Origin of the sequence: Arthrobacter globiformis, assembly GCF_030818015.1 — a bacterium.
Lineage (GTDB): Bacteria > Actinomycetota > Actinomycetes > Actinomycetales > Micrococcaceae > Arthrobacter > Arthrobacter globiformis_C.
The window spans coordinates 2142830-2167473 of the sequence record NZ_JAUSZX010000001.1 but is presented as its reverse complement, the minus strand read 5'-3'; the positions used below and the strand labels follow the sequence as shown (position 1 = coordinate 2167473).

The 24644-nt window shown below is 61.8% G+C and carries 23 protein-coding genes and 1 pseudogene; 15 read left to right on the top strand and 9 right to left on the bottom strand.

Features of this window, described 5'->3' with window-relative positions; all coding sequences use genetic code 11:
* The first annotated feature begins 32 nt into the window (after positions 1 to 32).
* A complete protein-coding gene (locus QFZ23_RS09945) occupies positions 33 to 197 on the top strand; it encodes a hypothetical protein (RefSeq protein ID WP_306922562.1) in 165 nt (54 codons plus the stop codon).
* On the opposite strand, the gene QFZ23_RS09940 is transcribed toward QFZ23_RS09945, so the two are convergent.
* Positions 178 to 1152 (bottom strand): carotenoid oxygenase family protein, encoded by a 975-nt coding sequence (locus QFZ23_RS09940; protein WP_306922559.1) that lies wholly within the window; start codon positions 1150 to 1152, stop codon positions 178 to 180. The genes QFZ23_RS09945 and QFZ23_RS09940 overlap by 20 nt on opposite strands.
* Positions 1153 to 1210: 58 nt before the next feature.
* Here QFZ23_RS09940 and QFZ23_RS09935 point away from each other — a divergent pair, with 58 nt between their 5' ends.
* Positions 1211 to 2689 carry an aldehyde dehydrogenase family protein gene (locus tag QFZ23_RS09935; RefSeq protein WP_306922557.1) on the top strand — a complete coding sequence of 493 codons (1479 nt, stop codon included), beginning with the start codon at positions 1211 to 1213 and terminating at the stop codon, positions 2687 to 2689.
* Positions 2690 to 2776: 87 nt separating this feature from the next.
* On the opposite strand, the gene QFZ23_RS09930 is transcribed toward QFZ23_RS09935, so the two are convergent.
* Positions 2777 to 3550 carry an IclR family transcriptional regulator gene (locus QFZ23_RS09930; RefSeq protein ID WP_306922555.1) on the bottom strand — a complete coding sequence of 258 codons (774 nt, stop codon included), beginning with the start codon at positions 3548 to 3550 and terminating at the stop codon, positions 2777 to 2779.
* 221 nt (positions 3551 to 3771) lie between these two features.
* On the opposite strand from QFZ23_RS09930, the gene QFZ23_RS09925 reads away from it, so the two are divergent.
* The 5 genes from QFZ23_RS09925 (at position 3772) to QFZ23_RS09905 (ending at position 10191) form a co-directional block, all read left to right on the top strand.
* On the top strand, positions 3772 to 4473 hold the full coding sequence (locus QFZ23_RS09925) for a nuclear transport factor 2 family protein (protein ID WP_306922553.1): 702 nt from the start codon (positions 3772 to 3774) through the stop codon (positions 4471 to 4473).
* A complete protein-coding gene (locus QFZ23_RS09920; protein WP_306922551.1) occupies positions 4461 to 6071 on the top strand; it encodes an aldehyde dehydrogenase family protein in 1611 nt (536 codons plus the stop codon). Before QFZ23_RS09925 ends, QFZ23_RS09920 begins: the two co-directional genes overlap by 13 nt.
* Positions 6052 to 7125 carry an amidohydrolase family protein gene (locus QFZ23_RS09915; RefSeq protein ID WP_306922550.1) on the top strand — a complete coding sequence of 358 codons (1074 nt, stop codon included), beginning with the start codon at positions 6052 to 6054 and terminating at the stop codon, positions 7123 to 7125. The genes QFZ23_RS09920 and QFZ23_RS09915 overlap by 20 nt, the downstream gene beginning before the upstream one ends.
* A gap of 135 nt (positions 7126 to 7260) precedes the next feature.
* Positions 7261 to 8607: an MFS transporter gene (locus QFZ23_RS09910; protein WP_306922548.1), complete on the top strand. Its 1347-nt coding sequence runs from the start codon at positions 7261 to 7263 to the stop codon at positions 8605 to 8607.
* A gap of 39 nt (positions 8608 to 8646) precedes the next feature.
* Entirely contained in the window at positions 8647 to 10191 is a 1545-nt protein-coding gene (locus tag QFZ23_RS09905) for a carotenoid oxygenase family protein (RefSeq protein WP_306922546.1), read from the top strand.
* A 356-nt stretch (positions 10192 to 10547) separates the two neighbouring features.
* Here QFZ23_RS09905 and QFZ23_RS09900 read toward each other — a convergent pair.
* Positions 10548 to 10997, bottom strand: a pseudogene (locus QFZ23_RS09900) (DUF4913 domain-containing protein).
* A gap of 283 nt (positions 10998 to 11280) precedes the next feature.
* Positions 11281 to 11787, bottom strand: a complete 507-nt coding sequence (locus tag QFZ23_RS09895; protein WP_306922543.1) for a class I SAM-dependent methyltransferase — start codon at positions 11785 to 11787, stop codon at positions 11281 to 11283.
* A 1508-nt stretch (positions 11788 to 13295) separates the two neighbouring features.
* Here QFZ23_RS09895 and QFZ23_RS09890 point away from each other — a divergent pair.
* The 3 genes from QFZ23_RS09890 to QFZ23_RS09880 all read left to right on the top strand — a co-directional run bounded on the left by QFZ23_RS09890 (position 13296) and on the right by QFZ23_RS09880 (position 15945).
* Complete coding sequence (locus QFZ23_RS09890) at positions 13296 to 13514, top strand: hypothetical protein (protein WP_306922541.1); 219 nt, start codon at positions 13296 to 13298, stop codon at positions 13512 to 13514.
* A gap of 99 nt (positions 13515 to 13613) precedes the next feature.
* Positions 13614 to 14378 (top strand): hypothetical protein, encoded by a 765-nt coding sequence (locus QFZ23_RS09885; RefSeq protein ID WP_306922540.1) that lies wholly within the window; start codon positions 13614 to 13616, stop codon positions 14376 to 14378.
* A gap of 124 nt (positions 14379 to 14502) precedes the next feature.
* Positions 14503 to 15945, top strand: coding sequence for a hypothetical protein (locus tag QFZ23_RS09880; protein WP_306922538.1), 1443 nt, complete (start codon positions 14503 to 14505; stop codon positions 15943 to 15945).
* A 46-nt stretch (positions 15946 to 15991) separates the two neighbouring features.
* Here the strand turns inward: QFZ23_RS09880 and QFZ23_RS09875 are convergent, their stop codons facing one another.
* From QFZ23_RS09875 to QFZ23_RS09860, 4 genes are all read right to left on the bottom strand, one after another.
* A complete protein-coding gene (locus QFZ23_RS09875) occupies positions 15992 to 16471 on the bottom strand; it encodes an NUDIX domain-containing protein (protein ID WP_306922536.1) in 480 nt (159 codons plus the stop codon).
* A 107-nt stretch (positions 16472 to 16578) separates the two neighbouring features.
* Positions 16579 to 17484, bottom strand: a complete 906-nt coding sequence (locus QFZ23_RS09870) for a DNA/RNA non-specific endonuclease (protein ID WP_306922534.1) — start codon at positions 17482 to 17484, stop codon at positions 16579 to 16581.
* 55 nt (positions 17485 to 17539) lie between these two features.
* The gene (locus tag QFZ23_RS09865) at positions 17540 to 17938 is read right to left on the bottom strand and encodes a DUF4259 domain-containing protein (RefSeq protein WP_306922532.1); all 399 of its coding nucleotides are present in this window, start codon (positions 17936 to 17938) and stop codon (positions 17540 to 17542) included.
* Between the two features lie 36 nt (positions 17939 to 17974).
* Positions 17975 to 18274 carry a hypothetical protein gene (locus QFZ23_RS09860; protein ID WP_306922530.1) on the bottom strand — a complete coding sequence of 100 codons (300 nt, stop codon included), beginning with the start codon at positions 18272 to 18274 and terminating at the stop codon, positions 17975 to 17977.
* Positions 18275 to 18468: 194 nt separating this feature from the next.
* Here QFZ23_RS09860 and QFZ23_RS09855 point away from each other — a divergent pair, with 194 nt between their 5' ends.
* The 4 genes from QFZ23_RS09855 (at position 18469) to QFZ23_RS09840 (ending at position 21038) form a co-directional block, all read left to right on the top strand.
* Positions 18469 to 18885, top strand: coding sequence for a CBS domain-containing protein (locus tag QFZ23_RS09855; protein WP_306922528.1), 417 nt, complete (start codon positions 18469 to 18471; stop codon positions 18883 to 18885).
* A 257-nt stretch (positions 18886 to 19142) separates the two neighbouring features.
* The gene (locus QFZ23_RS09850; RefSeq protein ID WP_306922526.1) at positions 19143 to 19658 is read left to right on the top strand and encodes an alpha/beta hydrolase; all 516 of its coding nucleotides are present in this window, start codon (positions 19143 to 19145) and stop codon (positions 19656 to 19658) included.
* Between the two features lie 537 nt (positions 19659 to 20195).
* Positions 20196 to 20615: an Hsp20/alpha crystallin family protein gene (locus tag QFZ23_RS09845; protein WP_306922524.1), complete on the top strand. Its 420-nt coding sequence runs from the start codon at positions 20196 to 20198 to the stop codon at positions 20613 to 20615.
* A gap of 276 nt (positions 20616 to 20891) precedes the next feature.
* Positions 20892 to 21038: a hypothetical protein gene (locus tag QFZ23_RS09840; protein ID WP_306922523.1), complete on the top strand. Its 147-nt coding sequence runs from the start codon at positions 20892 to 20894 to the stop codon at positions 21036 to 21038.
* 235 nt (positions 21039 to 21273) lie between these two features.
* On the opposite strand, the gene QFZ23_RS09835 is transcribed toward QFZ23_RS09840, so the two are convergent.
* Positions 21274 to 21546: a hypothetical protein gene (locus QFZ23_RS09835; protein WP_306922521.1), complete on the bottom strand. Its 273-nt coding sequence runs from the start codon at positions 21544 to 21546 to the stop codon at positions 21274 to 21276.
* A 223-nt stretch (positions 21547 to 21769) separates the two neighbouring features.
* Between QFZ23_RS09835 and QFZ23_RS09830 the strand changes: the two genes are divergently transcribed.
* Positions 21770 to 23911, top strand: coding sequence for an amylo-alpha-1,6-glucosidase (locus QFZ23_RS09830; RefSeq protein ID WP_306922520.1), 2142 nt, complete (start codon positions 21770 to 21772; stop codon positions 23909 to 23911).
* The last annotated feature ends 733 nt before the right edge of the window (positions 23912 to 24644 follow it).

Here is a 24644-nt window from a genome sequence, read left to right as displayed (position 1 = left end):
GGTGCCGGAACCGAATCCCGAAGGAAAAGCGCATGACTGAATTCAGTACAAACGACAAAACCCTAAGAGTGTCGGTCACCGGATCCGAGCCAGTAGTACTGCACCTGGATTCCACCGGTACAGCAACCCTCCGGCTTGAAGTTACGACCGCCCGCCCGGAGGTCACCGGGTACACCTTCACGGAACCTCCCCGCTGACCTCCTCCTCACACGACGCTTCCATCAGGACCACCCATCGCAGAATGGTCCAAGTGACTGCGAAGTCGTGGACCATGCTGGAATAGGGTGCCTTGAACCAGGTTTCGTGAATGATCCGGCCGCTTGCATCGGCCTCGTAGTACGCGATGTCCCTTGAAGTCTCCCCCTTGGCGGCATAACCGAAAAACACCATCTCTCCGGTTTTCGGATCAACCTTGGGGTGGGCGGTTGCGGTTTTGGAGGTCAGGGAACCCTCAAAGTCGTAGTCCCCCACGGTTTCCAAGGTGTCCGGGTCCAGGATCAAAGGCGGGCTGTCCTCCTTGGCAGCGTAGAGCTTACCGCCATGGAAGAAGACATTGGTGTTGGCAATTCCGCGGACCATGCCTTCGACCGCCGCATCATCGGTATAGGGGTTGCGATAGCCGCCGAACAAAGCCCTGCCGGCGTCACGCTCCGCATTGAACCGCGGCGTTTTGATGTAGCGGCTCTTGTAGTCCACCCGTCCGTTGTGGAAGCGGAACGACAGCGCCATGCCATCCCCGTTGAAGAGGTCGATGTCCCCCTTTATGAAGGATGGGAACTGTCGGTCGCAGACAACCTTGTAGAACGTACCATCAAGGTGCGCGGGTATTTCGCCCTGAATACATTCCAAGCCGACGATGTCGGCTTCGATCCGGCTGGGTGCATCGAACGGATGCGCAGCCTCGGGGAAGCGGACAATGGGATACGGATCAGGCGGCGGGATGGAATCCTTGGGTTCGGTCCGATGCCATACCAGCGCGTCGGTGCGCGACGAACTGATAGGAGATCCCACCCGGTGAAACAAATCCGCACGGGAAACTGCACACGGCGCAGCCCGCAGGCGAACGCGTCCGTCGGCAGCAGTTTCCGGATGTAGGAAGCGGAGCCCGGCTCCATTGTCGGCTTTCGGGAAAGCTGCTTTGGTGAGGGACAACCTCCTACGAACAGTAATCAAGTGGGGGCCGAATTATGAGACCAACAATGGAGTTGTAATGACACAGCAGCTGACGGACCAAATGATCCGTACGGATCTTTACATCAATGGCGCAAAAGAGTCGGCAACAGGCGAACTGAACATTAATAATCCAGCGAATCCGCTGGAGACGGTAGGGGTGGCGGCTGCGGCGTCCAGGGGACAGGCGCTGGATGCAGTTGCGGCCGCTAAGGCAGCGTTCCCGGCCTGGTCAGCGCTGGAACCGGCCGAGCGCGCACGGCAGCTAAGCGAAGGTATTAAAGCTTTAGACGCCTTTCAGAAGGAAGACGCGCACTTGTTGTCCCGTGAAAACGGAAAGGTCCTGCAGGAAGGCCTTGTGGACCTGATCGTCTTCAACATCCGGGTCCAACTGGCCTGCGGGCTGGCGGACAAGGTAAACCAGACGTCCGTACTGGCCGGGCCTCCTACAGAGACGGTCGTGGAGTACAAGCCGCTCGGCGTGGTCACTTTGATTGTGCCCTTCAATTGGCCGCTAGCCATCCTGGCCGCATCCCTCCCCTATGCATTGGTCACTGGTAACACCGTGGTGGTCAAGCCGCCTCCCTCTGCTCCGCTGGCCACCACACGCGTTGTACAGCGTTTGGCGCAGACGCTGCCGCCCGGTGTCCTGAACGTCATCACGGGCGAGGATACCGAGATCGGAGACGCTCTTATCGCCAACGAGGACGTGGCCAAGGTCTGCTTCACCGGAAGTGTCGGCGGGGGCAAGCGCATCATGGAGATGGCCTCTCGGACTTTGACCCGTGTGGCGCTGGAATTGGGCGGAAATGACCCAGCGCTCATTCTTCCGGACGCCGAACTGGACGATGCCTCGCTGGACCGCCTGTTCCACGGCACGTACGACACCACGGGGCAGGTCTGCATGGCGGTGAAGCGATTGTACGTCCATCGGTCCCGCTACCAAGAAGTGGTAGACGGCCTGAAATCACGGTTGGAAAACACTGTGCTGGGCCGCGGCACCGATGTCGGAACCACCATGGGACCTCTGCACTCGCCGTTGCAGAAATCCTTGGTCAATGAGTTGGTTGAGGAAGCGCGGGCATCCGGGGCAGAAGTGCTTGAGTTCGGTACTCTTCCAGAGGGAGACTTGATCGCCGGCAACTTTGTTCGCCCGTCCCTGGTCCTGAACCCGGACCCGGAATTACGGATCGTCACTGCCGAGCAGTTTGGCCCGGCGTTACCCGTGATGGCCTTTGACGAGATTGACGACGCAGTTACTGCCGCCAACAACACATGGGCGGGCCTTTGTGCTTCCGTATGGACAAGGGATGAGACAAAAGCACGCAGCGTGGCTGCCCGCTTGGAAGCCGGGTACATCTTCCACAATGCCCATGGTCCGGCGTGGCTGGACCAGAGGGCTCCGTTCGGGGGCCTGAAGTCCTCCGGCATGGGGCGCGAGATGGGTATTGAAGGCCTCCGCGAGTTCATGGATACGCGGAGCATCGGGATCAACACCGGTGGCTTTGAAGTCCACTGAGGGCGTAGGGGAAGCTGTAACTGGGCATACGGCGTTGCAGCCTTAGGCAGCTACTGCTCAGAGAGGATCCGGTGCCGATCAGGTACCTCAGTTACTGCCGCGCAGCCGGCGCTGGATCTGCTCCGCGTGACCGTCCAAGGTTTCGGCAAACGCGGCGGCCTCCTTTGCGTTGCTGAGCCTGATGAGCGGAACAGAGACGCAGATTGCGGCCCGTGGCGTGCCCGTGCTGTCGATGATGGGCACGCCAACGCCGGCCAAAGCCAGATCCGTTTCCCCGAACTCGACCGCCCACCCGCGACGCTCGATTCTGTCAAGATCAGCCAACAAATCCTGCCATTCTGTGACGGAATGGCTCGTTACCGGTGGGAGTCTTTTGGTCGGGTAGCGCCGGTCGAGCTCGAAAGCGCTCAGGTGAGCCAGGATCGCCTTTCCTCCTGCCGTGGCGTGCGCCGGAAAAACCTGCCCCAGCGGTGACGCCACACGTACGGACTGGCGGCCTTCGATGGACTCGACGAACCGGGATCTGGCGCCCTCTAGGATCACTAGGCTCACGGTCTCATTGAGCTCTTTGGCAGCCTCGCTGAGTAGTGGACCTGCAGCATCTCTGAGGCTGACGGCTCGAGTGGCGCCTAGCGCGAGTTCGTGAAGTGCTGGTCCCGCCTCATACGCTGCTCCCGGCTGGTCCTGTCGGACAAAACCAACGTGCCGGCAGGTTGAGAGCAACCGGTGCGCGGTCGAATCGCCGACGCCAAGTTCTTCCGCCACTTCTTTCAGTGTGACCCTCCCCCGCTGACCGACGAGCGACACAAGACGCAGTACCCTATCGGCTGACTGCAAAACCGTTGGTCCGTATTCCCGCATAGCAGAAACCTATCGGCTGGGTTTCCGTACGGAGACGCAATCGCAAAAATGACTAGAGTTTTTGGTTCTATTACTCAACGTTTCCGCATGAAGGAAACGTTGAGGCTTTCCATTGTTTGCTCCACAGCACCCTGCTTGACTCTGAGTCGCATCACCCACACCCCATTACTTGAACAGCGGCACGGACGCTGCTGTTACGCCTGCCTACAGAGGAGAAAACCATGACAGAGTTGTCACTGGAAACGGATCTTGCATCGATGCTGTTCGAACTCCAACGCCGCGTTGATGTACTCGAGGCCCAACAAGCCGTGCGGACACTGCAGCACCAGTACGGCTACTACCTGGACAAGACCCTGTACCGCGAAGTGGTCGACCTGTTCGCGGAGGACAGCGAAGCGGTGTTTTGCGGTGGTGTGTTCAAGGGCAAGGCAGGCGTTCGTCGCCTCTACATCGACCGGTTCAGCAACCGCTTCGCCGGAGGCGTCAATGGCCCGGTGTTTGGCTTCCTGCTGGATCACCCGCAGCACCAGGACGTCGTTACGGTTTCCGAGGACGGCCTCAGCGCCAAGGGCCGTTTCCGCTGCACCATGCAGGCCGGCATCCATAAGGACGCCACGGAGGGCTTCCTCGGCCGGGTAACTCACGACCAGTGGTGGGAAGGCGGCATGTATGAGAACGAGTACGTCAAGGAAGACGGCGTCTGGAAGATCAAGCGGCTGAACTACCGTCCGTTCTGGCACAGCGAGTACGGCACCGGTTGGGCCCAAAGCGACCCGATGGATGTGCTGCCGAAGGTCACCTTTCCGGAAGATCCGGTGGGCCCGGACGAGATCATCAGCGCCGGCTACGAGCTCTACCCGAACACCGATGTTTTTCCGTTCCACTACGACCACCCGGTCACGGGGGCACCGTGGAGGCCTTGAATCTGGTCGGACCGCGGGTGGCAGCGGCTTCATCCGCCACGGCACGGCCGTTCATCCGCGGAATGGAGGAAAGAGCCGAGGATCTTGAGTTTATTGACGTCGAGAACCCCGCACGACCGGCCGAAGCGGTCGGAACCGTGGCCCGGTGCACCGCGGAGGACGTTGACCGTGCTGTCCTTGCAGCCGAAGAAGCCTTCCCCTCCTGGTCCGGCACCACGGCTGCCCAGCGTGCCGAGTTGATGCGCCTGGCCGCGGATCGGCTTGCTGAAAGGCTGCAGGAGCTGACTGAAACCCTGGTCCTGGAAGTAGGCAAGGTAGTCAACGACGCCCGTGGGGACGTGGCCGGTGCCATTGCCCTCCTGCGTAGCTTCGCTGACCTGGCCCCGGCCGTGGAAAAGGTGGAGGACCTGACCGGTGGTCCCGGCACGGGCAACGCCAGAACTGTGCTGTTGCACAAGGTTCCAGTGGGCCCAGTAGCCGTGATCTCGCCGTGGAACACGCCTGTCTATCTGACCTTCAACTCCGTAGCCCCCGCGTTGATCGCAGGGTGCACGGTCGTCGTCAAACCACCGGAAATCGCTCCGCTGGCGCTGACTGCGGCGCTGGCGGAAGTGGCTTCCCTGCTGCCGTCGGGGGTGCTGAACGTGACGCCTGGCCGCGGCTCGGTAGTAGGTGATGCTCTCGCCGTTCATCCGGGGATCCGCTCGGTCCTGTTCACCGGCGGCACCGAGGCAGGCAGCAAAGTTCTGGCCGCGGCGGCAGGCACCATCAAGAAGGTCTCGGTGGAGCTGGGCGGCAATGACCCGGCACTGGTGCTGGAGAGCGCTGTTATCGATGAGGCCATGCTGCGCGAAATGATCGCCGGTTCTTTCAGCGTCTCCGGCCAGGTGTGCTTCAACATCAAACGGATCTACGTCCACCGGTCCCGGTATGACGAGTTCGTGGCGAAGTTCACTGCAATGGTGGACCAACTGGTGGTGGGAGACGGTTTTGATCGGGCCGCACACATCGGGCCGCTTACCACGAAGGACGGGTATGAGAATGCTCTTCAGCTCATCTCTGATGCCAAAGCAAACGGTGCCCTCGTGCATGAAGGCGGACAGCTAGGGGATGGCATCGACTGGGAGGCTGGCTATTTCATCCGGCCAACAGTTGTCACCAACCTCAGTGCCGGAGCAGAGCTGGTACTCACCGAGCAGTTTGCCCCGGTCATCCCGATCCTTCCGTTCGACGACGACGAACAGGCCATCCGGGAAGCCAACCGGACCGAATTTGGCCTGGCCTCCTCAGTCTGGAGCGCCGACTCCGAACACGCGCAGCGTGTGGCACTGCGCATCGAAGCAGGTAACACATTCATCAACGCCCACCGGGTGGGCGCCTCCGTCCCTGCGGTGCCATTCGGCGGAATGAAACATTCAGGGCTCGGACGCAACCACCTCATGTATTCGGTTGAGGCGTGCATGGAAGAGCACGCCATAGTGCGCTACGGGAACTTTGGTGAGGAAATCCCGGGCATCCAGCACTGGTCCACGCTCCGGCTGGCCGGCCCGCCCTGGACGAAACTCCAGAAAGGTGATCATGACACAACGCACTCCTGACGGCCCCCGTACTGGCGGCGGCAATGGCTACCTCCGCGTTGCTACAGAGGAGGCCTATGCACTACCCGAAATGTTCGAGCTCTACCGCAAACAATTGGCAGAGAAGAGCAACGACGACTTAGGCTTCAACAGCCTGCTCGGATACTTTCTAGGCAGTAAGCACCCGCAGCCGCGCTCCGTCGTCGAGCGTCTCCAGAACGCCGGAGAACGCCGTATCGCCGACATGGACGCGGCTGGAATTGACCATCAGGTCATGGCCCTGACTGCTCCCGGAACCCAGGTGCTGGAAGCCGGGGACGCCAAGAGTATCGCCGCGATGTCCAACGACCGGCTGGCCGAAGCCTGCGCGGCTCACCCGGACCGGCTATCCGCTCTCGCTGCGGTGGCATACCAGGAACCGGGCTCCGCTGCGAAGGAACTGCGCCGGGCCATCGGGGATCTCGGCCTGAAGGGACTCATCCTCAATTCGCATATTCAGGGCGAGTACATCGACAATCCCAAATTTCTCCCGGTGCTCGAAGAGCTGAATGACCTGGGCGCACCGCTCTACCTGCACCCGTCTACACCTTCCAATCGGATGATCGAACCGCTGCTCGAGGCAGGGCTGGACGGCGCCGTGTACGGGTTCGGGGTGGAAACCGGCATGCATCTTCTGCGCATCGTCACCTCGGGGCTGCTGGACCGGTTCCCCAACCTAAAAGTCGTGGTGGGCCACCTTGGCGAGGCCCTACCGTTCTGGCTGCACCGGATTGACCATATGCACGCCAAGCAGGTGGCCGCTGGCCGCTATGAGGCCATCAGTGCACTGAAACTGAAACCGTCCGAGTACTTCCGACGGAACATCTTCATCACCACCAGCGGCATACCGTGGCAGCCGGCCATCATGTTCACCCGGGACGTGGTTGGCGCGGATCGCGTCATGTACGCCATGGATTACCCGTACCAGTACGACATCCAGGAAGTCATCGACCAGGACAACCTGCCTATTTCCCTGGACGAAAAAAAGCGGTTCTTCGAAGGAACCGCCAGAGAGGTCTTCAACCTCACTTTTTGAAATATGACGGTGGATCCCCACTTGGTCTGGCATCGCCAGTTGAGCATCACCGTCGTCCGTTTCATCTTTCTGCATTAATCCTTCTCAATAAGGAGCTGCAACATGGACGTTGTAAGCCAAATCAAAAACGGTCCAATGACCCGATTCCAGAAGCTCACCATCGGTGTCTGCATGCTGATTGTCATCATCGACGGTTACGACATCATCGTCATGGCCCTCGCCGCACCCTTCATTGCCCAGGAATGGGGTGTGGATTCCATTAACCTCGGCTACTTGATTAGCGCCGCCACGGCCGGCATGGCCGCCGGATCGCTCCTGCTCGCCCCACTGGGCGACCGTTTCGGACGCAGGAACGTCACCCTGCTCAGCCTGGGCATCGTTTCTGTCGGCATGATTTACTCCAGCCTTTCGCAAGATGTGGCCAACCTGCTGGTCTCCCGGGCAGTGACCGGCGTCGGGATCGGTGCGGTGATCGCCATCGTCGGTGTCATCACCGCCGAGTATTCCTCGAAGAAGTCCCTCGGCTTGACCATGGCACTGTTCTCCGCAGGCAACGGAGTCGGCGGTTTCATCGGCGGCCTAGTGGCCGGCGTCGTCATCCCTGCTTCCGGCTGGAAGATGACATTCATTATTGGGGCGGTAGCCAGCGCCTTGCTGTTCCTAGTGGCCGTAGCGTTCCTGCCGGAGTCCATTGACCACCTGGCAGCGAAGCGCAACAACAAGTCCCTGCAGAAACTCAATGTGATCCTGCACCGGATGGGTCGGGAACCGATTGCGGACCTGCCCGCCGTTACGGAACGGACCGGCACACCGACAGCCAACCTTCGCAGCCTCTTTAACCCGGCCCTCTTGATGACTTCGGTCATTCTCATGCTCGGCTTTGGCGCCCTAATGGCCGCCTTTTACTTCAATATGGGTTGGACAACCAAGCTCGTGGTGGACGCAACCCAGGACAAACAGCTGGGCCTGAGTGTTGGAACAATGCTGCCCTTCGGCGGCATGATCGGCGGCATCCTGTTCGGACTCGTCTCACTGAAGATCGGCAACCGCATTCTGACTGCGGTGTCTCTGGTGCTGGCTGGAGTAGGAGCCGCCTGGCTGGCAGTTTCGCTGGACGGCGGGAGCGTGGCACTGCTGGTTCCGGTCATCATGGCCACGTGCATCGGCGCCAGTATCGGCGGCTATTACGCGGTGGTGCCGCTGATGTATCCGGCGCAGATCCGATCGTCCGCCTTCGGCTGGATCATTGGCTTCGGCAGGATTGTAGCCATCTTCACCCCGATCGCAGCCGGCTACCTGCTGGCCGCCGGCTGGACCGGCGGCGGCCTGTTCTGGGCCGCTGCCGGACTGCTGGTCCTCTCTGCAGCCTTCTGCCTGGTACTGGTCCTGATGCGCAAGACGGGACACACCGACGCACCGCTGACAGAGGATCAGCCAGCGCAAGACCTCCGGCTGGAGCCAAGCCAGCCAACTGCAGGCTGAGCAGTCCGCTGACCGACAACTTTCAGGGAAGGAACACCCATGACTACCTATCCAGATCTGCAGTCCGCCGACACCAATACGTTGGCGTGGCAGCGGAAAGAACCCAAGGAGCCTATTCCGGCGCCTGATCCGTATCCCATTGTCCGCTTCCCCGAGGCTGCGCATCCGTTCGATGCACCCAGCCGGATCGAAGCCGACATCGTCGGCTTGGAATGTATTCAGGGCGAAATACCCGCGCACCTTGATGGTACGTTCTACAAGGTTGTCTGCGACCGACAGTTCCCATCCTTCATAAAGGGGGACATCGACCTCTTCAACGGGGATGGCATGGCGCTGTCGTTCCGCTTCCACAACGGACGGGTGGACTACAAGAGCCGCTACATCAAAACGCCGCGGTTCAATGCGGAGCGTGACGCCGGCAGGGCTTTGTTCGGCGGCTATCGCAACCCCTATACCGATGATGCGGCGGTCGAAGGCATGGTCCGCGGAATTGCCAACACCAATGTCTTCTTCCATGGCGGTAAGCTCTACGCTGCCAAGGAGGACAGCCCGCCTTTGATCCTGGACCCGGACACCTTGGAAACCGTGGGGGACTACGACTTTGAGGGTTCCCTGACCTCCAAAACCGCAACCGCCCACCCCAAGGTTGATCCGAAAACCGGAGAGATGGTGTTTTTCGGTTATGCCGCCAAGGGGGAGACTTCAAGGGACATCGCGTACTACGAGGCCGATGCAAGCGGCCGGATCATTCACGAAACCTGGTTCAAGGCACCCTATTCCAGCATGGTCCACGACTTCGCAGTCACTCAGAACTACGTGATTTTCCCGATCATCCCGTTGCGCAGCGAGGCCGACTGGCTGCGGAAGGGTGAGTCACACTTCCAATGGGACCCCAATGAAAAAGTCTACTTGGGTGTGATTCCGCGCAAGGGCAAAGGCGAGAATATCCAGTGGTTTGAAGGGCCAAACCGTTTCGCCAGTCATATCATGGGCGCGTACGACGACGGCCGGTACATCCACCTGGACGCGCCCGTCAGCGAATCGGCTTACTTCCCGTGGTTCCCTATCATCGACGGGCGGCCTTTTGACCCGGAAAAGGCCAAGGGTTACCTGTCCCGGTGGACCATCGATACCCAGAGCCAGACGCGGACGTTCTCGGAGAAAAGGATCAACCGTTACGCCTCGGAATTCCCGCGCATGGATGACCGGTACGAGACGCTTAAGTACAGCTGGGGTGTCATGGGATTGTCCGACGTGCCGGAACAGCAGACGTCGGGCGCCGGCTTCCGGTGGGTGGCCACCGTGGATGTCCGAAGCGGGAAGCAAAAGATCTACTACCCGGGCCAAGAGTCAACCATTGGCGAGCCGGTCTTCGTCCAGGGCACCGAGGAAGCACCGGAAGGCCATGGCTACGTGTTTGTCATCGTGTCCCGGCGTGATCTGATGCACAGCGAACTGGTTGTCTTGGACGCCCAGAACGTCGACAAGGAACCCGTCTGCACCCTGAAAGTCCCACTGCGTATCCCCAAGGGCCTTCACGGCAACTGGGTAACGGCCGGGGAGCTGGCCCAGCGGACGGACTGAGCCAATCCGTTCTTGAGAAGATTGTGGTCAGAGATGGTGAACACCAAGCTGCTGGCCAAAGGATTGCCAGGCACACGACCAGGCCCTGGCCCCACTAGCAACGGCAGCAGTTTTGTCCTGCAATTCCGTTTGTTGACTCAGGGCGTCAACAGCTTGAGATCGAGAGACAAGGCAACACAACGCGCTCGGCCGCGAACTTGCGCGACATAAGCCCCATCTAGTATGTCTGTCCTGAAACCCGCGAATTAGGAGACGATGTCTCACGCATATGGCTATGACCTCGATTACCGGTATCGGTTCCGTCGCCCGGAGAGGTCATCGGTCGTGCTCCCCGGCCTTGCCGACTGCCCGGTTTCCTAAGCCGAGTGCTGGCCTTGAATTTTCATGTCGAGGAACCAGCCTTCCGGGGCCTTTTTTGGTTCAAGGTGATCGGGGTCGCGGTGCTTTTGCATATCGCACTTGTGGAACGGGCCTCGGGGGTCCAACAGCACGCTCATGTGGCGGTCGGCGTGGTCCCGTCACCAGACACTCATTCCTGTGACTCCGTCCAGTCTGAGGTGTTCCCAGGCCCGCCACAGCGCTTCTATTCGCGAGACTGCTTCGGGGTGGAAGTACCACTCGATGCACCACCGGGCGGAGCGGCCGTCGACGTCGCGGACGTAGGTGGGCAGCAGCTGTTCGTGCAGGAATTCTTCTGCTGAGCCGTAGACCAGTCCAGGCGGCTGCTCCTCCCCGGCCTTGTCGGCAGGCTCCTCTGCATCGCTGACGCCGGGAGCTGGGCTGATTCGCCCGATGTCATTCGTCATCTCAGAACCTCCTCCCCCGTGACCCAGGGATTAGCCGTCGGCGCGGCAGACACCGGAACTGCCGGTTCCTCCGGGCGGGGCTGTACTTGTTGATGGACGCCTCCATAAAAGTGCGACATTGCGGCCGCGAGGGATCCTTTCGAAGTGTTCACTCAAAGGTGGCTCATCGGACCTCCAAGGACGCCGGGAGGGGATCCCTTACCGAAGGGTAGCCGCTGTCGCGGCATGGGGCCGGTTGCCGGGGTCTTGGCGGCTCTCCACTTCGAGCACATCGAAGCCTGCTTCATTCAGCAGATGCCGCGCCTGTTCGACAGGCCGCCGTTGTAACCGCGTGTGAAAAAGGTTCCGCCGGGGGACCCTCGAAGAAACCAACGAGTAGCCGCCCGCCTCCTGCGAGACCACGAGCGATCTCTCTGAGCGCCATGGACAACTCATTCGGTGGCATATGAATTAGGGAGTGCCAGGCCAGCAATCCGTGCAGTGAACCATTTGGCACGCCTAGGTTGTGGAAGGAGGCAACGCGAAAAGGCACATCGGGAAAGCGTACTCGGGCGTTCTCTATGAATTCGGGAACAAGGTCAACCCCTTCCACAGTCGCGCCATGTTGGTACAGAAAGTTGGTCCAATGACCGGGACCACACCCGGCGTCGATGAGTGTGCCGTCACAACCCGTTGCCCAACGTCGGATGCGTTGCCGATCCAGCTCGTGCGTGTCCTCAATGGAACCAAGAATGCGCGTGTACTCGGCGGCACGTGCCCCGTATGCGGCCCGGATAGATTCATTCCCCATTTTGACGAGCCTAATTGCCGGGGAACAGCAGGGAATCACACATGGACGGGCGTCCGTAAGCCGGTCGACGGAACGGCGGCATCCTCCTCGATGCTCTCGCCCAGATGAGGGCTGAAGTCGGGGCGAAGGTCCCCCAACTCAACCGTACTGGCGTCTCCATCCAGCAGCGGACCAAAGACTGGACGTCGCGCAAAGAGAGTACAGCGTCATGCAGTAGACGCCCAACGTAGCTATGAACAGGTAACGTCCCCAAAACACAGGGTGCAGGATGAAAGGCGGTGTGACTTTCATGGGCCACATATACGGCGATGCCGGCTCCAAGTCAGGCGCGGTAACCGGTGTCAGAGCAGCGTCGGGAGTCCGGCAGAAGCGATTCTCGAACAGCTGGGCACAAGTCATGTCGCCCTCCCCCAGACCCACCATGAACAGGCAGAACAGCAAGCACGAACCGATAGGGAGAAGCCTGGTGAACACCGAACGATCCAGAAAAGAAGCGCGGCCGGAAATTTTCTCAGGTCATGTTGCCCCAGCCAGTCACGCCCATGAACAGTTAACAAGCACCAAAACCGCCGACCAGGGAACAAGGGAGGCACCGGGCCACAGCACCGGCCACCAATGAAAAGGCCCCCGAAGGGGCCCTTCACAACACAAATTGTCCACACTCAGAGGCTAAAAAGCCCTTGAACAGGGAAAACACGTGCCCGAGATGGGACTCGAACCGGGCGCCAACCCTTGAAAACCCGCCACTCCCCCGAAAACCTCCCCGATTCGGCCCAGTCCGAGGCCAAAACAACCGAATCCAAAGCCCAGGGTGTGCACATTGTGCACACCACTTTTGTGAGCATTTTGAGCCACAACGCATCCGTTGGGACGGTCCCTCCGGACGTGGAGAATCGCACTCCACCGCCAGCCGTTACTCCGCCGACTGTGACAACATTCCCGGGCTGAGCCGGAATCCGATGCACGGCCTTGGCCGGGCACTTCTGTCCCGAGCAAGCCGAGGGATGGGATTCAATCGACGTCATAGCGTCGCGGCCTCCTTCGAACATCTCATGGGCGAGACAATCGAAGAAAACATGACCCGAACCTCACCCCCCCAAGAGGGCATGGGACAGCCAAGGTGCTCAGCACGTTCCCAGCATGACTCCGGTTACGCCGGCTTCGAAGAGCACTGCGATCTGCATCGAGGCGTTCTGATCGATGGTGCTGATCCGGACATGGCCGCGCTTTATGGGCCAACCTTCCGTCTGTCTCGTGCCTCCTTAAGGCGTTCTGCGACACTGCGGTGAGACATAGATTATGAGACAGCATTGACAGTGGGAGGGTGCGCGGTCTCGACCGAGGCGGACATTCCTGAGAACTAGAGTTCATGAGACGCCGTGGCGGTGTCGGTGCTGTCCATGCCTACGGACCGGCGCTTCTGGCGAAATCTCGTCCATTGCCGGAATGTCGGCCCTGCGCGGTGGCCCTGCCCGGGCGTACAACTCATTTCCCGGTAAAGTGCAGCCGTGGCTACATGCATTGAGTGCAACGCGGAGTTTGATGTCGATGATGCGCGGGAGGCTGTCAACACCGAATACGACGGAGACATCGACTATGACGAAACGACGGAGGGAGAACTCTGCGGGGACTGCTCCATTTCGCGGTTCGATTCCGAGATCAACGTCGGCCGTGCGATCGACATGATGAACGGCGACGAGGACTACGACGATGAGAAATACCTGTGAATGACCGCCAGAGGAGGCTCCTCACCTCAGTGGCGTAACATCTTCCCCCCGCGGCGGGGCTGCTTGCACCTCACCGAGCCCTTACCGTTTGATCACTGCATGGCAAGCGAATGGGTTTATGACCTGCGGGGCAAGGAAGTTGTCTTCACCGGTAAGATCGAAGGCTACAGCGAGGCCGAGTTGACGGAGATCGACCTGAAGATGGGGGCCGCCCGTGTGAAGGACTGGGTCAACAAGTCCAGCACCGACGTCCTGGTCCGCGGCTGGAGCTCCCACTGGAAGTACGGAAACTTCGGCAAGAAGGAAAAGCAGACCGCCGAGTTGCAAAAGGCCGGTCACCATATCCAGATTATCGACACGGACGGCTTTTTTGGCCTCCGCTCGAGCCTCCCTGCCCCGGCGCTAAAGCCCAACGTCCCCGATGCACCCGCGCGGGCGCACGCAGCGGCAGGAGGACTGGCCGGCGCCCCGTACCGGGCGGGTACTTTCGCCGGCCCGCTGCAGGGAGACGGCGAGCACTACCGCGATCCGGACATTATGGAGCGAGGGCTAAAGGCCCATTCGGCGACGCAGGATAAGCTGGCAGACCTTCTGGGCAGGCATGGACTGACGCCACTGTCCCCATTCGATAAGAAATGCAACTTCGACCTGGCCTGGCACTCGGCCGACGGCACGGTCGGTCTTGCTGAGGTCAAGAGCAATACCGAGGGAAACGAAGTGTTTCAGGTCAGGCACGGGCTGGGCCAGGTGCTGGACTACGGCCAACGGATGAAGGACCGGGGCTTCCGCCCGAAGCTCTTCCTCGTCCTCGAAACGAAACCCCGGGACGCTACCCATTGGAAGTCGCTCTGTGCAGAACACTGAGTCACCCTGACGTGGGCTCCCTTCTTCCCCGGACCCCTCTCGGGTAATGCATCGGACCCCACAGCCCCCGCCACCGGCGACGACTAGCCTTGGAGGACAGAAGTAAGACGACGAGGAGACGCTAGTGACCAGCCCGAGCCATGACTCCCAGGATCCGCGTGCGTACTTCATCATCCGGGACCTGGCATCAGGCTTGGCAGATGTCTTCGAAGACCTCCGCTTCGAGCCGCTCTTCCAGCGCGACCCCGGCACTGTTTCTGTTGTGGCGTTGCTCCCGGGGAATTGCCTCGCCGGCGAGCAGGATGCGTGGCTGACCGTGTGGCGGGGTCACCGTGAGGGCGGCGGCCGGGACGAGGGCGGACAGCGGCTGTGGCTGCGGATCGACAGGCTGGGCGACCGCCGGGCCGATGACTGGATCCAGCCCGTTGATCCGGAGGCCCCCGGTTTCGGACTGGAACTGGGAGAGATGGCTGGCGGCAGCGACAGCCTTCTGAAGGGCGTTGCCGGAATGGTGAAGCTGCTCGAAACCGCGGCGCCGGTCCACGGGAGCAACAGTGACACGGACCTGGTTTTTCGGGCCCTGGATGACATGCTGCGTGAAGGCGTCGCACGTGGCGGGGACAGTGACGTGAATCCGCCCGATGAGGACGAAGACCCGGTGGCCGAGCTGGTGCAGCTGTGCTCTGAGAGCGGCTTGGAGTCCGTTGACTTCGGTCCTTACAAGGCGCCCGGTGACAAGCCGTTCGCAGCCAGCACCACCCTGGACGTCACGGACCAGCTCCAGCGAACCGTGTGGTCCGATCATGAGGGCATGAACTGGATTGAGGTTGGAGGGCGGGTGCAGCGGATGGATGCGCCGCACTTGGAGGTACCTGCCGAGGATCAGGACGAAGCAGACACCATTGCAGAACTCGCCGCGCAGCTGACTGTGATCCATGGAGCCGCTGAAACTATCTTCCGGGACCTGGACCCGGCCGACCCTGACCCTGCCTTCGAGCTGCTCAACACGGTGGCCTACATGGCCATGAACGGTGCGATGGAGAAGCCGAGCCCCAGCGCCGAGCCCTGGTTTGATTGGGCTGACCTGTTCAGCGCCCACTGCCGTCTGGGGTTCCTAGCCGGGGTCATGCTGGAGGAGAGCCCGTTCGGTAACCTGAACATCAGGGCCACAACCCTGGACCCGGTCACACGCGCCATTACGGACCTGCAGGTTTACTGGAAGCAGGATGACGAGGACGACACTGCGGAGCACTGGCTCGCGGTCGGCACCGCGACGGGCCCGGCCCACGATGTTGACCCTGAGTACCCTGAGCTGCTGGCCGGCGTCCCTGAAGCTGGGCGCGAGCACATTCGGCACGCCATCACTCACCTTCACGAGATGGTGCACCTGGCAGGGGCCATCCTGGAGGCCCGGGCCCAGGAAGCCATCGACTTCGTGGACGCCAGGAAAGAGGTGGAGGCCGTCCCGGATGACGTGCAGTACGAGATGATCCGCAGCACGATCGACGATGCCATCGCCGGGCTCAACGGCACAGCGAGGCTGTACACCGGCGCCATGCGCTCGTAGCTTCTACCCAGCGGCGGAGAACAAGGTTGCCTGAGAGCTCCCCACTTCAGGACCCGTCCAGCTTCCCGAGGTACTCGCCGAGGGCATCGAGGATCGGTACCTGCCCCTTCGCCAGTTTGCTGCGCGCCTCGGACTCTCTGAACCATCTGGCATCGTCGATTTCGGGATATTCCCGGACAACACCGGAACCCTTCGGCCATTCCAGCGGGAACGTGTTGCTGGTGATCTGCTCTGGCTGGAAATCCGCTTCGGCGGCAAAGGCGGTGATGACCTTCCCCGAAGGCTGCCGGAAAGCGCCCAGCTCAAGGTAGTACGCCTGAGGCGCCGGCGTCCCGATTTCTTCGGCGAACTCCCGCAGCGCGGCCACCAGCGGGTCCTCCCCGTCGAGGTATAGTCCCTTTGGAATTGACCAGGCGCGGGTGTCCATGCCGGTCCAGTGAGGGCCACCATTATGGGCGATCCAAACCTCCAAGTGCCCATCCGGGCTCCGCCGGTACAGGAGAATGCCTGCGCTGCGAACTGTCATAGGCCCTCCACATCCCAAGGCTATAGAGATTGCGGGTTCTTGTCCTGCAGTGGCGGCATCCTGCAGTGGCAAAAAGGCGGTGGCTCGGGCGTCCTCTCCTGTACCCCTCAGTCCTCCAGGTCGAAGTCCAGGTCGAGGTCTTCGACGTTGCCCAGCGTCCGCCAGGTGGACCCGACCGGGGCGGCGCCGAGGGTCGCGGCGATCGGCATCCGATCTACCTCGATCAGCTGGTCCACGTCCAGCTCGGTCAGCACCGCGATGTCCCGGATGGGCACCTGGAAGGTTCGGAACGGGCCCAGTGGCGGGACGTCCTCGGTGACCCCGGGCCGCGGTACGTCCGGCAGTTCGGCCAGCTGCGGTGTCTGGTCCACCACGTACCCGGTGGCCGCCAGCTCCCCCTCGTGGATGAAGGCGGCGACCTTGAAAAAGCGCAGCGGAATGTCCACGCCCCGGTAGACCGGGTCGGTGTCGCTGAAGATGGGGCCGGTGAAGACCACGACCCGGCTGCGGTACTGGGCGGCGTGTTCCTGAAGGTAGTCCTCGATGCCCAGCCACAGTTCGATGCCCTGGTTGAACTGGGCTGCCTGCGGGGCGGCGTTCGTGTAGTGGAAGGTGTCCTCGTTGGCGAGCTGCGCCTCGGCCACGCTGTCGCCCCAGACGGCGGAGGACCTGCGCACCAGGTGGCCGCGGTCGATGTCGTTGCGGGCGTAGACCCGCTCCCCCGTCTGCTGGCCTGCGGGAAGCCGGGGATCCAACTTCCAAGGTATTCCAGCCCGGTCCAGGTCCATCAACTTCTCGCCGTCGATACCCACGCCCGTGACAGCGGCCAGCCGCTTGTTCAGGCGCATCAGCACCGAGAAGTGTGTGTAGGGCAGCAGGGCCGTATTCACGCCGGCCAGGACTGGCAACGGAACGGGCAAGCCCAGGAAGTTCTCGTCGAAGCCTTTCCGGCCGGCGTAATCCGTCACCCTTGCGGCAGGGGTCGCCGTCAGGTTAGTCAGCAGTTCATCCATGACCGGACCCAACCAGTGCAGGATGACGGGCACCTGACAGCACGGTGAACTCGACCTACCGCAGTGCTGCTTGCAGTCTCTCGGAAAGTTCGGTGAGGGATTCCCGCCACTCCGGTTCGTCGGCGTCGTCCCAGAGCTCGGCCAACTCCGACTCATCCCCGGTTACCCGTGCAATCGCCTGCAGCGCGAGCTCCACATCCTCGGGACCAAGCTCCGCGCCGTGAGCAGTGACCCATGACGCCACGTTTTCCGGCAGATCGTCTACCGGGCTTCCTTGGCAGGCCGAGGTGATTTCAGCAGCGGCAACTGCGACGCTGCCCTCTGGTGCTTCCAGATAACCAGTGCACGCGTTCGTCAGCGCACCCCGCACCACCTCAGCACCCCCGGTCTCGAGCTCATCTAGCCAGTCCAGTGCATCGTCATTCTCGAAAGGCAAAAAGCCCCACGCGCCCATCTGTTAGCCCTTTCGGTAGCCGTTCAACTGTGGAGCTTAATCGGGATGCCGCGACTCCGGAAGGGTGAAGAAGCTCTTCGGATCGTCGGCGCCAAGCAGGTCGTGGTGGAACGGGATGGCGTCCACCGGGCGTGTGTTATCGAAAAGCACCGCCACGGTCCGGGAGTGGACGACGGTATAGCGGGTGAGGCCCTCCACCCAGGAATGGATCCCCGTGTACTCCTCGACGTCCAGCCCGTCACCGAGCAGGCCCCGCTCCGAAAGCAGTCCGTAGACAAGATTCCAGGCGAGATCCATCAGTTCGTGGATAGCCACTTCCACCGTTGGAGCTGTCATGCATCCATGCTCCTCCGGGGGTGTGACGATGTTGCGGACGGCATCCCGCGTGTCGCCAGCTGGCCCAAGGCGGCCATCGTTCCTGCTCTGGACACCGACGCTCAGCATACTTAGCGTTAAGGCGTGCCCGAGCCAAAAGAGGACAGCGGCACGGGCGCGGTCCGGAACCAGCCATCCAGTTTGAGGAGAGCGCCATGACGACAGCACGTGAAATCATGACCGGCGGCGTCGAATGCGTCGGTGAAAATGAAACCCTGGAAGCCGCGGCCCGGAAGATGAAAGAGCTGGACGTCGGCGCCCTGCCGATCTGCGGGGAGGACAACAGGCTCAAGGGCATGATCACGGACCGCGACATCGTCATCAAATGCTTCGCCGAAGGCGGCGATCCACGCACGGCCAAGGCGGGGGACTTTGGGCAGGGCAAGCCGGTCACCATTGGCGCCGACGACTCAATCGAGGAAGCAATCAGGACCATGGGAGAGCACCAGGTCCGCCGGCTGCCCGTCATCGACGGCCACGACCTGATTGGCATCATCAGTCAGGCCGACATCGCCCGGAACTACCCGGAAGACCGGGTCGGAGAACTTGTAGAGCTCATTTCCTTCTATTAGAGGCCTGTTGCCCTGCCAACCATCTCGGGAGGGTAGCTGCACCAACGGCGGGTGCCCTCACCGTTGCCCCCAAGTAACCATGGATCCCCCCGTTGCAAGCCTCATGGAATCTCGCTGCCTTGACCGCGGCGCCAGGCAAGGAACCAGGCCCTGCACCTGCCCCGGGACAGTATGACCTAGGTATTGAACGGGCACGGGACACCCTGCTCTACGTGCCCGCAGCGTTGCGCCAAGGACGGCCGGCACCGCTTACTCTCTTGCTTCACGGAGCGGGAGGCGATGCGGCAGGAGGGCTGGGGCTGCTGTCCGGCTATGCCGAAGAACACAGACTCGTCCTTGCCGCACCCTCGTCCAGAACCTCAACCTGGGACGGTGTCCGCGGCGTATTCGGCACCGACGTCAAGGCGATAAACCGGGCGCTTGAACAGATCTTCCAACTGGTCTTCGTTGACCCGAACCGTATCGCGATCGGCGGGTTCTCCGATGGAGCTTCCTACGCGTTGGGGCTGGGCCTGGCGAACGGCGGCCTCTTTGCCAAGATCATTGCCTTCTCCCCCGGGTTTATCCCTCCCGCGCCTCGGACCGGCAGACCCCACATTTTCGTTTCCCACGGAGACCGGGACAACGTCCTGCCCATTGACCGCACCAGCCGCCGGTTGGTGCCGCTCCTAAACAGAGAGGGCTACAACGTCACCTACCGGGAGTTCCGGGGCGGCCATGCGGTTCCCCCCGAAATAACACAGGAGGCAATTGAATGGCTGGGCTGGGAGTAATGGGGGGAACGCTAAGCGCTGTCAGGGCAGCCCGAGGGCGGGATTCTGGAGTTCCCCCTCTGCGAATTGCATCGGCGGTATCCCAAGCATCAGTGGCAGGTACCCGTCTTTCCACCCGGGCGACTACGCATTCACGCAGCCGAGCGGGATCAGCGCTCCCCGCGTGCCAAGTGTTGTACGGCGCGCCCTGACAGATCAGGAGAGGAAAGCCCTATGGACGTGGCAGCTCACTGCCAGCTGCAGACGGGCAGCCCCGCTCGGCGGAGACCGGTGCGGAACAGACTGTCCTCGGTCTAGGACGTGCGCTTGGCGCCACTTCGACGGCAGCGCGACTGGGTATGACGTGATCGAGGAAGAGGGGCCCGTCGCCTACAGCGCGCTGAAGAAGGGGACCACGTCACCTTCTGCGCAGCCCCAAATTTTCCGGGAAAACCGATTCCGACGAGGGAAAACCTCTTGTCACACCAAGTGACCGGTGCTATATAGATCTATGTCAGCGGATATAGATCCGGTCATCGTTGACTGAGGAGGTATGTCATGTTGATGTTAGATCCGTTCCGCCAGCTGGACCGTCTCGCCGAGCAGGTCCTGGGCACCGTGGCCCGTCCGGCAACGATGCCGATGGACGCCTGGCGGGAAGGTGATGAATATGTCGTCGCGTTTGATCTGCCCGGCGTGGAGGTCGATTCGATCGATCTGGGCGTGGAACAGAATGCCCTGACCGTTCGCGCTGAACGGAAGGCACCCGTGGGCGAGGGCACCGAACTCCTTGCGTCCGAGCGGCCCCGCGGCGTTTTTAGCCGGCAGCTGGTCCTCGGTGACGCACTGGAAACGGAGAACGTCAAAGCCAATTACGACGCGGGCGTCCTGACGCTCCGGATCCCGGTGGCAGCCCAGGCAGCTCCGCGCAAGATCGAAATCGAGACCAAGGGCGGCCAGCAGCAGATCCGCGCCTAACAGACCCGGACGGGATGGCCGTTACACGCTAACGCTGCCTATTGGGCGGTTGGTATAACTACACGCGCCACCGCGCCTTGATAGCGCACATGCAGCAGCAGCGCACGGCACATCCCGCCCGGCGGCCCCCGGCCACGCAGGTGGCCGGGGGGACCGTTTCCGCCGGTACCGGAACCGATGGCAGCCACTTGCACCGCACCCGGCATCACGACCAGGACTGCACGCCATGCTGCCGAGAACCAGCAAGACGCCCCACCCCAACTGCAGCATGTACAGGTGGACGATACTGTCCGGGCCGGCGGGGCGGAGTTCAGAGTCACGGCCACAGCACACCGGAGCCGCACCATCGAGCTGGAACTTGAAACCCAGGACGGGGAGCATGCGACTCTCATCGGAGTCGCCACCGCACCCCTCCCCTTTTAGTCTCGACGGCACCCCTACGACGCCGCGCCGGAGCGAGCGGCTGCGGCGCTGGCTGCAGGGAGTACTCCTTGACGAATTCGTGTTCACCAGGGTTGCCTAACGTAAACGTCTTGATGCCGACGCGCTCGAAGCCGCTCTTCTCATGAAACCGGATGGCCTCGGCATTCTCGCTGTTCATACCAAGCCACACCCCGACCGCGCCCATATCAACTCCTTGTGCCAGAGAGGCCCGGCATCACTCGGGCCGCAGTTCCTGGCCCATGGTGCTCGAGGCGGGCGTTTGACCATGGGTGCAAGAGCCTTGGAATTTTCCTGTGGCAAGCAGGCCGGGTTTTTTGTCCTGCTTCCCACCGGAATGCTCCAGCCCAGAGAATGCAGGGAGGGCCAGCCGAGCAGGTAGCCCTGTCCGGGCGGCCATGCCCGCTCGTGTGACGGCGGCCAGTTCTTCGTGGTTTTCGATGCCTTTGGCGAACAGTACTGCCCCTATTCCGTGCGCCAGCTCGATCATGTGCGGCAGGGGGCTGCGCCCGGCTACGGCCCGGAAGCGCCCCCGAATACAGCCGCGCGATCATGAACACGAATGGATTCGGCTCTATCCTTTTCCCCCTGGTTCCTTCATCGTCACGAACAGCGCGCGCTGACCACAGCGCTTGGGCCCCCATCTGGCAGGCGTTCTGCGATGGGCGTAGATTCGGCTCAGGTTGGTGTGGCGTCTTCGCAAGGAGCCTGAGATGGCTGGATGGAATGCAGACAACGCGGCCGGGCCGATCGGGCAGGGAGCCCTGACGTTGGTGGCAGGATCATCCTTCTGTATATCGCTGCAGAACGGTGACATCTTCCCCCATCATCCTCACGGCGTTTTCCATCGGGACACCAGGATCGTGTCACGATGGTCGCTCACCGTAAATGGACAGCCTGTGGAGCCACTGGGAGCGTGGACCCCTTCGCCCTACCAGGGCACGTACATGGGGAGGGCAGCGCGGAGCGATGGACTCACCGACACCCCGCTGACGGTCGAGCGGAACCGCGAGCTGGGTAACGGCATCGTGGAAGACATCACAATTCACAACTATTCCCTACAGCCCGCCTCCTGCGAGATCGCCTTGGCCGTGGACGCCGACTTCGCGGACCTTTTCGAAGTCAAAGAGGGCCGGTTCCACCGACTGTGGGAACAGACCCGGCGGACGAGAGCCGGGTCCGTGACGATAGAAGCGGCATGGCAGGAAACACGGAAAGGAATCGTCGTGCGGATGCGCGACGCCGAAGCCAGCGAGGAAGGTCTCCTCCTGCACATGATCGTCCCGGCGCACGGAAAGTGGAGTGCCCGGGCGACCGTGCTGCCGCTGACAGCTGAAACCGAAATCGACGCGGGCCTGCCGACCCTCGTCCTCTCAGCCGAGATGATCTCAGCACAGGAGCGGCGCCAGAAAGCATGGGATGCACATATTCCACTTCCCCGTGTGGGCAATCCAACCGTAGAACGAAGCCTCCTGCGCAGCCACGACGACATCGGGGCCCTGCGCATCGTTGACCCCGACCATCCCGACCGCATGGTCGTCGCCGCCGGCGCACCATGGTTCATGGCACTGTTCGGGCGGGACTCCCTCCTGTCCTCCTTTATGGTCCTGCCCGTCGACGCAACACTGGCGTTGGGCACTCTGCAGACGCTGGCCGACCGGCAAGGCACGAAAGTGGATCCGCTGACCGAAGAGCAACCCGGCCGAATTCTGCACGAGGTGCGGCTCGACGTCGGAACGAGCCTGGCCCTCGGCGGCAGATCAGCCTACTACGGCACTGCCGACGCCACTCCCCTGTTCGTCACCCTGCTCGGCGAAGCAAGCCGCTGGGGACTTGCTGCCCACGACATCGCAGCGCTGGTACCCCATGCAGACCGTGCCCTTAAGTGGATCCGGGACTACGGAGACCGCGACGGCGACGGCTTCGTTGAGTACAAGCGCCTCACCGACCAGGGCCTCGCCAACCAGGGCTGGAAGGACTCCTGGGACGGGATCAGCTTCGCCGATGGCAGGCTTGCCGAGCCGCCCATTGCGCTCTGCGAGGTTCAAGGCTATGTCTACAGCGCCTACATGGCACGGGCCTGGATTGCCTACGACGCCGGTGACGAGGCTCTCGCCAAGGACCTCCGGGAACGTGCGGAACAGCTGAAAAAACAGTTCAACGAACAGTTCTGGATGCCGGACCGCGGGTACTACGCAATCGCACTCGACCGGGATAAGCGGCCCGTCGACGCGTGCGCCTCCAACATGGGCCATTGCCTGTGGTCAGGCATCGTGGACGAGGATAAGGCACAACAAGTTGCCCGCCGGCTGATGTCCCCGGAAATGTTCAGCGGCTGGGGCGTGCGCACCCTGGCAACGGACATGGGGGCGTATAACCCGGTCAGCTACCACAACGGCTCTGTCTGGCCTCACGACAATGCGCTCATAGTCGCAGGTCTCATGCGGTACGGCTTCGTGAAGGAAGCACGGCAGCTGTCCACCTCACTGATGGAAGCCGCCGAATACACCGACAACCGGCTGCCCGAACTGTTCTGCGGATTCAGCCGTTCGGATTGCCCCCAGCCCCTCCCCTATCCAACTGCTTGCTCACCCCAGGCATGGGCCTCGGCGACACCCGTGATGCTGGTACGCAGCCTCCTGCGCTACGAGCCCGACGTCCCCTTGGGCGTACTCTGGATCGATCCCGCATTGCCCGAAAGGTGGGGAAGCATGCACACCACCAACCTGCCGGTGGGCGGGGCACGCGTCACGCTCGATGTGTCGGCATCCCATGTGACCGTGGAGGGACTGCCCCCAGGCATGGTGTTCCGCCGGGGAACACGACCACCCCTAGCCGACCTGATGGAGGCTTAACAGGCTGCGTCCCAAGTGATGGACGGCTGGCGAAGACTCCCTAGGCCACCGCTGCCCACCGAAGGCGCAGTCGAGGCCTTCCTAGGTGTCTGCCTCTCCATGGGGTTCTCAACGTCCGAGTCCTCCACCTTTGGTTTACAACCTGGCCTTTGCAGGGCTCTCGCTGTGGCCCTCTTGATGTACCTCTGCCGGCTTGCCACCTTCAGCGTGCTGCTGGCCCTCGCCGTCCCCGCAAAACGTGGTGAGGACGCTAGGGGCAGATGTCCGCGGCCTATCGCATTCCTCAGACTCCCCCGTTACGCGCGGGAGCCGGTCGGGATCGCCGCCCACGGCCGATCCGTCACTTCTACGGTCAACTGGAGGCTGCGAATAGCTCCTCGCCGTATCCATCCGCGATGGTCACAAGCCAAACCAAAGAGCCAGGAGCGGCGCCTTCCTGATCTCATCTGCACCAAGGCCACATCACATGTCAATCGCGGACGGTAGGTAGCTTGCTGTCATAGGTCACGGACTTTGCCCCGCCGTCTCCACAAATACGAAACGATGAGCAGAACAACAAGAAGCAGAATGCCCGCGATTAACAGCGGCGCAATACCACCATCGGGTTGCTGCTGCGTGCCAGTGTTGCCGGGTACAGGAGGCGAGGATTCGGTAGGTGTTGCTGTTCCTGTCGGCGCCGGGGTCACGCCCGTGGGGGCCTCCGTAGGAGAAGGCTGCTGCAGCCGTACACCGT